We start from the raw sequence: 12,022 nt of genomic DNA, 5'->3' as shown, positions 1-12,022 counted from the left end.
TGGTGCTTTGGGGGATTTACTTATTTTTTGAGCTTTTGAGGGCTGTTTTTAGAAATCAAGTTTTGTCAATGCTCTGGGATTTTTCAAACAGCCTCCTATCTCCTTGAAAAGACTGATAATGTCCATCAATTCAGCGCCCTTAAAACTTCAAAAAATCTTCTCAAATCCCTGTCTGAGATCCTTTCCTTAACTAAAGGCAGAGGAGTTTTTCTCTTTACAAGATACCTGAAGTTTGAGTAGATGATGCAGGCTTTGTAGTAATAATCCTTTATCTGGTCCCTAAGCTCCTCCCAGTTTACCTTGTCATTAAAAACTATCTCGTAAGGCAGTAGGTTGCGTCCTGCTCTGCTCTGCAAGAGTTCTTCTATGCTAGCCTTGTCCTTTCCATAAAGCTTTTTCAACTTTAGCTCTACTTCCATATCCAGAAAATAGCACCTGAGCCTTTTTATGTCAAGCTGTACTCCATACCATAGAGAGCTATACCGTTTATGTTTGCAAGTTTCACGGTTTTTTCCAAATCTACTATGTATATCTTTCCTGCTTCTACAAAGATGGCATCACCTTTTATCTTTTTTACCGCTTCTACTGTGTGGGGTCCTACTACTGGCACATCTATCCTAAAATCCTGATGTGTCCTTGCAACCTTTATTATTCTACAGTTCCTGCCTGCAAGCTTCCCAGCTCTTTCTATAGCTGATTGTGTACCTTCCATAGCTTCCACACTTACAACCGCTTTATCTTTCACCACTATGGTTTGTCCTATGTCAAGGTTAGCTATCTGCTTGGCTATAGGCATACCCCACAGGGCATCTTCCATGGCATCTTTAGAGGGTTCCACATTACCTATCCTTCCTTTTGGTGCAAGGAGATTTTCAAGATAAGGTTTAGGGTCTATAAACTCAAATCCGCGTTTTTCAAGCTCTCGCATGAATGTTTCAATTATGGTTTGGGGCTTTCTATCTTTTGCCTTTTTCAGGATAGAAAGTGCTACTGTGTCAAAGGTAAAAAGGTAAGAAAACATGAATTTTTGCTCAAACTTTCCCAGCATAACTATATTCTTTATGTCTTTCTTTTCAAGAAGGTCTATGAGTCTCCCCACCTTACCTATGGGTAGGTATTCGTCTGCTCTGATAGTAGTTATGCCTTTAACGCCTACAGTAAAAACTTCCACGCCCTTTTTTGTGGCTTCTTTTTGGAAAACTTGGGGAAGTTCTCCCCAACCTGCTATAAGACAGACCCTCATTCCTTTTCCTTTCTTATGAGCTTTAAAAACTCCTCTCTGGTGCGCATGTCGCTAAGAAATACTCCACGAAGAGCAGAGGTAACGGTTAGGTGTCCTGGAGACATAACACCTCTCATGGACATACACAAATGCTCCATTTCCAAGACCACCGCAACGCCTTTGGGCTTGAGATTATCCATCAAAAAGTCTGCTATCTGATTAGTAAGCCTTTCCTGAAGCTGTGGACTGAGGGAAAAGGCTCTTACTGTTCTCACAAGTTTGGAAAGACCACACACTATTTTGTCCGGTATGTAAGCTATGTGAGCCTTGCCAAAAAAGGGCAGAAGATGATGCTCGCATATACTATAAACATTTATGTCCTTAACAAGAACCATCTCGTTGTAATTCCCAAACTCTTCAAAAAGTTTGAAATCAAAATCTCTCATCCTGTCAAACTCTTCCCACATGCGGGCAACTCTCTCGGGTGTATCTTTAAGTCCTTCCCTATTTGGGTCCTCACCTATAGCCTCAAGAAAGAGTCTCACTGCTTGTTTCATCTTTTCTTTATCTACAGCCATGTCTTGCCTCCTTGCGTATAATTAATTTAACATGACGGAAGAAAGCGCAAGAAAACATTTAAGTACACCGGAGATCACCATAATAAACGAAGTGGCAAAAATTCTGAGCAAAGGTATGAACTTTCTGGACAGTGTGGGGGAGGTGCTTAAAATACTCTACTCTTTCTGGGATGTAAAGTACAGTTATATAGCTCTTTACAGAAAAGACCTTAAGCTTTTAAAGATAGTCAAAGCCTTTGGACTAAAAGAGGATGAGGTAGAAAGAGGGCTTTTTAAACGGGGTGAGGGAATAGTGGGGAAGGTATACAAAAGCGGTGTACCTGTAGTTCTATCTGACCTTAGCGTCGGCGCATACATAAACAGAACTGGACTAAAGGACAGACTGGAGGGTAGTGAATCCTTTATAGCGGTGCCTGTTAGAGTTGGTGGTGAGATCATAGGGGTGCTTGCGGTTTTTAAAAGCTTTGATAAAAAGGATAGCGTAGAAAAAGCGGTGGAGCTACTTATTATACTGGGGACTATGATAGGCATGCTTTATAAACTTGAAGAAAGGATAAATTTAGAAAGACAGGAGTGGGAAGAAGAGAAGAAAGCTCTAACGCAGGCATTGGGTAAAAAGTATAGTCTTGAAGGTATCATAGGCAGAAGCATAGCTATAAAGAACCTCATAGACCTTATAGAAAAAGTATCTCAAACAGATACAACAGTACTTTTAACGGGTGAGAGCGGGACGGGAAAAAGTCTTGTAGCAAAAGCCATACACTTTTTGAGTAGTAGGAAAGAAAAGCCTTTTATTACCATAAACTGCTCCGCTATACCAGAAACCCTTCTTGAAGCGGAGCTCTTTGGATACGAAAAGGGTGCTTTTACCGGTGCTTACACTTCCAAGAAAGGTAAGTTTGAGATAGCTAACGGTGGCACTGTTTTTCTTGACGAGATAGGTGATATGCCCCTCTCCTTGCAACCCAAAATACTAAGAGTTCTTCAGGATAGGGAGATAGAAAAGCTTGGCAGTGAAAGGAGTATAAAAGTAGATGTGAGGATCATATCCGCAACCAACAAAGACCTGTGGGATCTTGTGCAAAAGGGAAGTTTTAGGGAAGACCTCTACTACCGCCTTAGCGTAGTTCCCATACACATACCGCCTCTTAGAGAAAGGAAAGAAGACATACCCGTGCTTATAGACCACTTTTTAAATCTCTTTAATCAGCGCTATAACAAGAATGTTAGGATAGACATAAAAGCTTTGGAAATAATGATGGAATACCCTTGGCCAGGCAATATAAGAGAGTTAGAAAACACAATAGAAAGGCTAGTTATCCTGAAGGATGGTATTATAAGAGAAAAGGACCTTCCTTCTTACTTTTTTGTTGAACTCCATAAAGAAGAGCCCAAGCACCTGCCTTCTATAATAGAGCTTACCGAAAGGGAAGAGATAATAAAAGCTCTTGAAAAGACAGGGTATGTAAAGTCAAGGGCTGCTAAGCTTTTGGGCTACACACTCAGACAACTTGATTATAGGATACAGAAGTACCGTATAGAGCTGAAAAAATTCTAATAATTGATGTAAATCATATTAAAAAGCGAAGTTTCTGGACTATCTTATACCAGTAGGAGGTATAGGTATGGAGAGGTGCGATATTTACCTGTCTGAAGAAAGTGTAAAGGAGCTAGTCAGCAGACTTTCAAAGATAGAGGGTCAGATAAAGGGCTTACAGAAGATGATTCAGGAGAAAAGAAGCTGTGATGAAATACTGATTCAGATATCTGCTGTGAGATCCGCTCTTAGCTCGGTAGCGGTCAAGCTTCTTGAGGAGCATGTTCAGTCCTGCGTTAAGCCAAGCGTGGAAGCAGGTGATATAAGAGCATTGGAAGAATTCTTAGACGCTGTAAAAAAGTTAGTAAAAGGAGGTTGTTGATATGAGAGAAGCTATCGCAAGTGTAGTAGGGCTTCTTGCATCTTTTTTTGCAGGTTCTTGCTGTATAGCACCCCACTCTGTTTGTAATTTTTGGTGTTTCAGTAGGAAGCTTAAGTAGACTAAGCGTTCTTGAACCTTACAGATGGTACTTTCTTACGGTAGGCTATATGAGTGTAGCATACTCACTTTACAGATTGTACAAAAAAAGAAAAGTTGAATGTGCTTGTGAAGAACCTTCGTGGATTAAAAACCTGAGCAAAGGTTTAGCATGGATATCTCTTTTACTCCTTGTAGTTGCAACCTTTTACCCCTATGTGCTTACTAAAGTTTACGGAGGTTAAATCATGAAGCAGGTTATGTTATCTTTGTTGGTGTTGATGGGTCTTTCTTTTGCTAAAAAGGTTGTGGTTATTGATGTAGAGGGTATGACTTGTGAGATGTGTCCTGTAGCTGTCAAAAAGGCCATCTCTCAAGTAGAAGGCGTTAAGTGGGTAGAGACTTCTCTCAAAAACCGTATAGCAGTAGTAGTTGCAGAAGATGGTGTCAAAGAGGATAACATTCTCAAAGCCATATCCAGAGCTGGGCAATACATGGGCAAGGTTATAGGAGAGACCAAGTTTTAAGGAGGAAGGATTATGATCAAACTTAGAATAACAGGAATGACTTGTGAGCACTGTGCTCAAACGGTCAAGAGAGCTCTTGAAGGCGTTGAGGGTGTTAAGCATGCCAAAGTTTATTTCCCTCAAGGTTATGCACAGGTAGAAGGAGAAGCGCAAGTAGAAAAGCTCATAGAAGCTGTTAAAAAAGCCGGATACGGTGCAGAACCCATTGAAGATGTTCCCGAAGTTTACATACCCAAAAGGGAGGTTTATGACCTTTTTGTTTTAGGAGGTGGTTCTGCAGGTTTTGCTTCCGCCATCAAGGCTTCTGAGCTTGGAGCAAAGGTTTTAGTTGTAGAAAACAGTGTAATAGGTGGTACATGCCTCAACAGAGGTTGTATACCTTCCAAGTATTTCATAGAAATAGCTAACACCATCAAGGTTTGTGCAAAGGAAGGCAGAGTGGATATGAAAAGGATAGTGGAGATAAAGGAGAAACTCCTTGAGAGATTAAGAAAAGAAAAATACTGGGATGTGCTTGATGCTTATCCTACCATAGAGTACAGACAGCAAAAAGGTAGGTTTATCGCTAACGGTAAAGCTCTGATAGGAGATAAAGAGATAAGTTTTTACAAGGCGGTTATCACAACAGGTTCAAAACCATCTATTCCACCGATAGAAAATTTAAATGATGTTAGGTACTACACGAGCGATACCATATTTGACTTGGATCACTTACCTGAACACCTGATAATTGTAGGTGGTGGTGCCATAGGGCTTGAATTAGGACAAGCTTTTCTCAGGTTGGGAAGTAAGGTAACCCTTTTGGAAGCGCTTTCAGACATTGCTATGGGAGAGGAACCAGAGCTTAGAACTAAATTAAGGGAACTGCTTGAAAGGGAGGGAATGGAGATATTAACAAGCACAAAGGTACTTAGGGTTAGTAAAGATGGGGTACACATTTTACTGGAGGTAGAGCACGAAAAAAACAAAAAAGTCATAAAAGGAACAGATCTCCTCATTGCAACGGGCAGAACGCCAAATACAAAAGATATAGGTTTAGAGATAGTAGGCGTGAAGACAGATAAGAGGGGATTTATAGAAGTAAACGAGTTTATGCAAACCACCAATGGGGATATATACTCTGCTGGTGATTGCGTAGGTAAGTTTATGTTAGTCACCGTTGCAGCAATGGAAGGTGGTATAGCAGCACAGAATGCGCTTCTTGGAAATAAGAAAAAGGTGGATTACTCATCCGTACCACACGCTATATTTACAGACCCAGAACTTTCCAGCGTAGGCTTAAAGGAAGAGGAGGCAAAAGGCATAGGTTATGATGTTGATGTTAGAGTTCTTGATTTTTCTAAGGTTCCAAGAGCAGTTCTCAGCTTTAGAGAAGAGGGACTCATTAAATTGGTTGCAGAAAAGAAAAGTGGGAAGATCCTTGGACTTCACATACTCTCACCTCATGGAGCGGAGCTTATACACAAAGGGGTCCTGCTTGTAAAATACGGACTTACTTTACAGGAAGTAATAGAAACTGTGGATGTTTACCCCACTCTTTCTGAAGCCATAAAACTATGTGCCCAGAGTTTTTTCAAAGATGTCTCTCACCTTTCCTGTTGTGCTGTATAAGAAAACTTAAGGTTGCAAGGTTAAAGGAGTAAGCTTATAATCTTTTAGTCATGAAGATAGCCATAGGTGCTGACCACGCAGGTTATCACCTCAAAGAAAAAATAAAGGAGTTTCTCATATCAAGGGGTTATCAAGTTATAGACTTTGGCACAGACTCTGCAGAATCTACGGATTATCCCCTTTTTGCCCGTGAGGTGGCTCTTGCCATTCAAAGAGGCGAAGCACAGCAGGGGATACTCATCTGCGGAACAGGTATAGGTATGTGTATAACTGCCAACAAGTTCAAGGGAGTGTATGCAGCTCTCTGTACCAATGAGTACATGGCAAAGGTGAGCAGAGAGCACAACAACGCTAATGTCCTCTGCTTAGGAGGTAGGGTTTTGGGTGAAGAGCTGGCTCTATCTATTGTATCCACATGGCTTGCCTCAGAATTTGGTGGCGGAAGGCACAAAAGAAGGGTAGACCTAATAACCAAGTTGGAAGAGGATATGTGTTAGAATTAAGCTTATGAGATTTTACGGTATACCTTCTGAGGAGAAAGTTCTTGAGATGATCCAAAACATAAAGGATGGAGAGTGGTTTTTTGAAGATACAAACGCAATGTTAAAAGAAAAACTGTCCGCAGAAGAAGTAAAAGAAAGGTTAAAAGACATACTTTTGCAGATAAAAAACTGGAAGTCCCAGATGAAATTCCTTCCCAACAACACGGTGTTTGTCTTCGTTCATGAGCCGTCAGACCCTAAAGTTTTTAAAATATACGATACTTCTTCCCTTGGCTGTTCCAGTAGCCTATCACCACCCAGGTGGAAAATCTACCGAAAGGAATATGAGCATCAGATAACTTAAAATATTCTCACATGGCAAAGTTCATCTTCGTCACTGGTGGTGTGCTTTCTGCCCTCGGAAAAGGTGTAACGTCAGCATCCATAGGCTCCCTTCTTGAAGAACTAGGATACACCATCACTTTTCAAAAACTTGACCCTTACTTAAATGTGGATCCAGGAACCATGAGTCCATACCAGCATGGAGAAGTTTACGTCACGGAAGACGGTGCGGAGACGGATTTGGATCTTGGCCATTACGAAAGATTCACCTACTCCCGTATGAGTAGGAAAAATAACATAACTGCAGGAAGGGTTTACTTTAATGTTTTGGAGAGAGAGCGAAGAGGTGGATATCTTGGTGCTACTGTACAAGTTATACCTCATATAACCGATGAGATAAAAAAACTCATAAGGTCTATAGAGAAGGACAGCGACATAGCTATAGTGGAGGTGGGTGGTACTGTTGGAGATATAGAGAGCCTACCTTTCTTAGAAGCTATAAGGCAGCTGTCCTTAGAATCAAAGAAAGAAGACATACTGTTTGTTCATGTTACTTATGTACCTTACATAAAGAGTGCGGGTGAACTAAAAACCAAGCCCACACAACATTCGGTAAAAGAGCTCAGAGCCATAGGTATACAGCCCCACATGATAGTCTGTAGGTCTGAAATGGAGCTTCCCAAAAGCATAAAGGAGAAGATATCTCTGTTCACCAATGTAAAGGAGAGCTCAGTCATTTCTGCACCTGACGTAGAGTACATATACGAAGTACCAATAATATTGAAAAGACAAGGCGTAGACAGGATAATAGCGGAGCATTTTGGATTGTCTTACAAAGAACTTCCAACAAGATGGGAAAGCATAATGGAAAAGATAAGAAGTGTTCAGGGGGAGGTAAAGATAGGGGTTGTGGGTAAATACATGTCTCTGAAGGATTCTTACAAAAGTATACACGAAGCGCTTTTGCACGGGGGTATAGCAAACGGTGTGAAAGTGGATATCCAGTGGATAAACTCAGAGGACTTGAAGGAAGAGATGTTAGAAAATCTGGACGGTATTCTTGTGCCCGGTGGGTTTGGAGAGAGAGGTACAGAGGGTAAGATAAGGGCTTTAAAATACGGGAGGGAAAAGGGAGTGCCTACCTTTGGTATATGTTTAGGTATGCAACTCATGTGTGTAGAGTTTGCAAGGAACGTTTTGGGAATGGAAAAAGCCAACTCTACAGAGTTTGATCCAAACACACCTTACCCAGTCATAGACCTTATGGAAAATCAAAAGGCTATAGACCGTCTTGGTGGAACTATGAGGCTGGGGTCTTATCCTTGCGTGCTTGTAGAAGGAAGCAAAGCGAGAAACATATACGGTAAAGAAGTAGTTTACGAAAGACACAGGCACAGATACGAATTTAATAACGCCTACAGAGATGTTTACCAAAAGGCTGGCATAGTTTTTTCAGGCCTCTCTCCCGATGGAAAGCTGGTAGAAATTATTGAGCTCAAAGACCACCCTTGGTACATAGGATGCCAGTTTCATCCCGAATTTAAAAGCAAGCCTTTTGATCCGCACCCCCTCTTTGTGTCTTTTATAAGAGCGTGCATTACTTTTTCACAAGGTCAATAATGGCAACATCTGGTGGAGAAAAAAGCCTCATGGGAGGTCCGCCTGTGCCTACACCCTTGCTCACAAAGATGTAAGAACTCCCTAAACGCAAAAATCCTCTGTCTGTGATGAAGAGCTTTTTGAGAAAGATATCCCCTATGGGTTTGTAGAGTCCTCCGTGGGTATGCCCCGAAAGCATGAGATCAAATAGTCCTACAGACATGGGATTTAGCCTTGGTTTGTGTTTCAAAAGTAGGATAAACTTTCCTTTCTGTACCTTTTCCAAAAGTTTGTACTCATCAATTTCTCCTTGGCATGCGTTAAAAAACCTACAATCGTCATCATCAACTCCAACCACTAAGATGGGTCCCAAGTCTCTTACCTCACCCCTTAGCAATACAAAACCTGCCCTTTCCGTAAAATCTATTGCTTGATCAATGCCTCGGTAATACTCATGGTTTCCAAGGACTGCAAACTTTCCCAAGGATGCGGACATGCTTGCAAGCATATTTGCAAGCCCATCTTTTCTTCTCATATTGCCATCAACAAGATCGCCTGTAGAAACTATGATATCTGGCTTTTCCTTTTCCCATACTTCTTTTATGAGTTTTATCTTGTCCTTTCCCATAACAGGACCAAGGTGCACATCTGAAATGTGCATTATTCTTAGCTTACTTATAGGTAGTTTATCTGTTTGTATCTTTATCCTTATGACCTCCAACCGTAGGGTCTCGTAATAACTGTATGCGGATAGGCACAAGCTTAAAAACACCACTAAATACATGGAAAGTCTTGATGAAGGAGTAGGTATAGGATTTACCCCAAAAAGACGTTTGCTTAGAAAAACTATGCCTCTGTAAGCGTCAATAGTAAGAGAAAAGAACACCACATAAAGGATAAAACCCATCCAGAGCAAGCTCAGGAAAGCAACCCAGTAAGTCAAAGTGCCGTTTTCTTTGGCTTCCAACGCTCTCCACAATACAGGAGATAGCACCATTACGCAAAAAAGGACTAGGAAAGCTATACTTTTTTGCGTAGAAAAGTTAGGTTTTATGAGTTTAAAAAACACATAAAGATGCAAGAAAGAGTATATGCTAAAGAAGGCTACCAAGAACCACTTCATAGCTCTATCTTATATCCAAAGCCTCTTACAGTTTTTATGGCTTGTCCTTCTTTCCCGAGCTTTTCCCTGAGGTTTTTTACATGAACATCTATGGTTCTGTCGTATACATCCTTTTGGAGCACCACCTCTATAAGATACTCTCTGCTTACAGGCCTTGCGTAGTTTTCAAGAAGACACTCAAGTATTTTGAACTCTGTAGGGGTAAGATATATTTTTTCTTTACCTCTTCTTACCTCGCGTCTTTGGGTATCCACCTCAAGGTCTCCAAGTTTAAAAACTCCTTCTTTCTTTATCTTGCCTGCCCTTTTGAGCACCGCTTTTACTCTTGCCATGAGCTCTTTAATGGAAAAGGGTTTGGTTATGTAGTCATCTGCTCCAAGAGAAAAACCTCTTAGTTTATCTTCTTCCGCATCTTTTACCGTTATGAATATTACGGGCAGTTCTTTCATGTCTGGTCTTGATTTTAGTATGCTTGCGATCCTAAACCCGTCGTAGTCTGGTACCATTACATCAAGAAGTATGAGATCTGGGGTTTCTTCCTGAAGAGCTTTTAGAAGATCAACCCCTCTGTGAAAGGCTTTTACTGAATAATTTTCTTTCCTCAGATTGTAGCTAATTATCTCTGATAGGTCCTTATCGTCTTCAAGTATGAAGACCTTAACCTCATTCATAGCGCTGGTTTTATCCTTATTACCACTTCGTCAGGGTTTATAACCTCACCTACGGAGACGAGAATCTCTTCTACTGTACCATCTATTGGGCTGTGTATCTCATTCTCCATCTTCATAGCTTCTACAACAAAGAGCACATCTCCCTCTTTGACTTTCTGACCCTTACTCACCTTTATGTTTACCACCTTACCTGATATGGGAGAGGTTATGTCTCCTATGCCTACGGGCTTTGGTCTTTTGGGTTTTACCTCTCCTCCTGCTGGTATATCACCGTAAGGTATGCCTACGCTTTCTATTTCCCTTAGGGGTTTTACAAGTACCTCTTCAAGTTGTCCGTCAAGCCTTATAAAGAAAGTTTTACCTTCTGGTGTGGGTTCTCCTCTGCCTGCTATCTGCACATGATACTGCTCACCATGGACTGTTATCACAAACTCTACTGGTATAGATTCTTTTTTCTCCTCCTTTATATCTTCTTCTAACTGAGGTGGCAGTGCCTCTCCCCTTTCAAACTTTTCTCTCCATTCAAAGAACTCTTTTGCAACCAAAGGGAAAAGAGCATAAGAAAGTATATCTTCTTCGTTTCTGGCTCCCGCTTTTATAGCTTCTTGCCTGAGCTTATCCAATTCTGGTTCCAAAAGGTCTGCTGGTCTTATGTGATATATGGTCTCTTCTTCTCCTAAGATTTTCTTTATTATCTCCTCCTTTATGGGTGCTGGTGGCTTGCCATAAAGACCTTTTACATAGTCCTTGGTCTCTTTAGTGACTACTTTGTATCTCTCTCCATGAAGCACATTCAAAAAGGCTTGAGATCCCACTATCTGACTTGTTGGTGTAACTAAAGGTGGATATCCTAAATCTTCTCTTACCCTCTTTACTTCTTCTAAAACTTCGCTAAGCTTATCTTCCATGCCCTGTTCTTTAAGTTGGCTTATAAAGTTGGTTATCATTCCACCGGGAACTTGATGGGAAAGCACGCCCACATCTGGATACGGTGGTAAAACATCGTATTTGGCATACTTTTTGCGTACCTCTCTAAACATATCGCCTGCTTTTTGATAGAGCTTTTCATCTACACTTACCTTATAGCCAAACTCTCTCAGCACATATATCATGGTTTCTCCCGGTGGGTGAGCGGTCTGACCAGAAAGACTGTAAAAAACTGTATCTATCATATCCGCTCCTGCCTCTATGCCCTTGAGCTGTGCCATCTCTGCTAAGTCTGCTGTAGTTTGTGTATGCAGGTGTATGGGATAATGGGGAAATTCGGATCTGAGAGTGCTTACAAGGTCGTAAGCCATTTTGGGAGATAGCAATCCTGCTTGGTCTTTTATGGATATAATGTCAATGCCCATGTCTACGAGCTGTCTTGCTATACCTAAGTAATACTCCACTGTATGCACAGGACTTATGGTGTAAGAGAGCACCCCCTTTACTATGGCGGACAGTTTCTTTGCCACTTGAATGGCTTTTTTCATATTTCTAACATCGTTAAGAGCGTCAAAGATCCTAAAGACCTCTATACCATTGTCATAAGCCTTTTTCACAAAAGCTTCTACCACATCATCAGGATAGTGTCTGTATCCCACTATGTTCTGTCCCCTTAAGAGCATTTCCAATTTGGTATTCTTTGCTCTGTCTTTGAACTTTCTGAGCCTTTCCCACGGATCTTCTTTTAGGTATCTAAGACACACGTCAAAGGTGGCACCTCCCCACACCTCCAAAGACCAAAAACCGCATTTATCAAGAACTTCAATAATAGGTAGCATGTCCTCGGTTCTTACGCGCGTAGCTAAGATACACTGTATGCCATCCCTTAAAGAAACATCTGTTATTAGTATATCTCGCATAGAAG

At 41.1% G+C, this 12,022-nt stretch carries 13 protein-coding genes; 7 read left to right on the top strand and 6 right to left on the bottom strand.

Annotated features, from left to right (window positions below; genetic code table 11):
- Positions 1-125: 125 nt before the first annotated feature.
- The 3 genes from CP948_RS02700 to folE are packed head-to-tail and all read right to left on the bottom strand — an operon-like array spanning position 126 to position 1,800.
- On the bottom strand, positions 126-419 hold the full coding sequence (locus tag CP948_RS02700; protein ID WP_096600787.1) for a hypothetical protein: 294 nt from the start codon (positions 417-419) through the stop codon (positions 126-128).
- Between the two features lie 26 nt (positions 420-445).
- Positions 446-1,243, bottom strand: a complete 798-nt coding sequence (locus CP948_RS02695) for an LpxI family protein (protein WP_096600785.1) — start codon at positions 1,241-1,243, stop codon at positions 446-448.
- A complete protein-coding gene (gene folE, locus CP948_RS02690; protein WP_096600783.1) occupies positions 1,240-1,800 on the bottom strand; it encodes a GTP cyclohydrolase I FolE in 561 nt (186 codons plus the stop codon). The genes CP948_RS02695 and folE overlap by 4 nt, the downstream gene beginning before the upstream one ends.
- A gap of 31 nt (positions 1,801-1,831) precedes the next feature.
- On the opposite strand from folE, the gene CP948_RS02685 reads away from it, so the two are divergent.
- The 7 genes from CP948_RS02685 to pyrG all read left to right on the top strand — a co-directional run bounded on the left by CP948_RS02685 (position 1,832) and on the right by pyrG (position 8,397).
- Positions 1,832-3,358, top strand: coding sequence for a sigma-54 interaction domain-containing protein (locus CP948_RS02685; protein WP_096600781.1), 1,527 nt, complete (start codon positions 1,832-1,834; stop codon positions 3,356-3,358).
- Between the two features lie 67 nt (positions 3,359-3,425).
- The gene (locus tag CP948_RS02680; protein WP_096600779.1) at positions 3,426-3,719 is read left to right on the top strand and encodes a metal-sensitive transcriptional regulator; all 294 of its coding nucleotides are present in this window, start codon (positions 3,426-3,428) and stop codon (positions 3,717-3,719) included.
- A 344-nt stretch (positions 3,720-4,063) separates the two neighbouring features.
- Complete coding sequence (locus CP948_RS02670; RefSeq protein ID WP_096600777.1) at positions 4,064-4,342, top strand: heavy-metal-associated domain-containing protein; 279 nt, start codon at positions 4,064-4,066, stop codon at positions 4,340-4,342.
- 12 nt (positions 4,343-4,354) lie between these two features.
- A complete protein-coding gene (gene merA, locus CP948_RS02665) occupies positions 4,355-5,953 on the top strand; it encodes a mercury(II) reductase (RefSeq protein WP_096600775.1) in 1,599 nt (532 codons plus the stop codon).
- A gap of 50 nt (positions 5,954-6,003) precedes the next feature.
- A complete protein-coding gene (rpiB, locus tag CP948_RS02660) occupies positions 6,004-6,450 on the top strand; it encodes a ribose 5-phosphate isomerase B (protein WP_096600773.1) in 447 nt (148 codons plus the stop codon).
- Positions 6,451-6,460: 10 nt separating this feature from the next.
- Positions 6,461-6,799 carry a hypothetical protein gene (locus tag CP948_RS02655; RefSeq protein WP_096600771.1) on the top strand — a complete coding sequence of 113 codons (339 nt, stop codon included), beginning with the start codon at positions 6,461-6,463 and terminating at the stop codon, positions 6,797-6,799.
- 11 nt (positions 6,800-6,810) lie between these two features.
- The gene (gene pyrG / locus CP948_RS02650) at positions 6,811-8,397 is read left to right on the top strand and encodes a CTP synthase (RefSeq protein WP_096600769.1); all 1,587 of its coding nucleotides are present in this window, start codon (positions 6,811-6,813) and stop codon (positions 8,395-8,397) included.
- Here the strand turns inward: pyrG and CP948_RS02645 are convergent.
- Genes CP948_RS02645 through oadA form a run of 3 tightly spaced genes read right to left on the bottom strand, consistent with a single transcriptional unit; the run spans position 8,375 to position 12,017 of the window.
- Positions 8,375-9,499 carry a metallophosphoesterase gene (locus tag CP948_RS02645; protein ID WP_096600767.1) on the bottom strand — a complete coding sequence of 375 codons (1,125 nt, stop codon included), beginning with the start codon at positions 9,497-9,499 and terminating at the stop codon, positions 8,375-8,377. The genes pyrG and CP948_RS02645 overlap by 23 nt on opposite strands.
- Positions 9,496-10,170, bottom strand: coding sequence for a response regulator transcription factor (locus CP948_RS02640; protein ID WP_096600765.1), 675 nt, complete (start codon positions 10,168-10,170; stop codon positions 9,496-9,498). Before CP948_RS02640 ends, CP948_RS02645 begins: the two co-directional genes overlap by 4 nt.
- Positions 10,167-12,017: a sodium-extruding oxaloacetate decarboxylase subunit alpha gene (gene oadA / locus CP948_RS02635; RefSeq protein WP_096600763.1), complete on the bottom strand. Its 1,851-nt coding sequence runs from the start codon at positions 12,015-12,017 to the stop codon at positions 10,167-10,169. The genes CP948_RS02640 and oadA overlap by 4 nt, the downstream gene beginning before the upstream one ends.
- Positions 12,018-12,022: the final 5 nt, after the last annotated feature.

The sequence above is a fragment of the Hydrogenobacter hydrogenophilus genome (assembly GCF_900215655.1).
In the GTDB taxonomy this organism is placed as follows: domain Bacteria; phylum Aquificota; class Aquificia; order Aquificales; family Aquificaceae; genus Hydrogenobacter; species Hydrogenobacter hydrogenophilus.
Note: the sequence above shows the minus strand (reverse complement) of the source record. Positions and strands in the feature narration are given on the sequence as shown.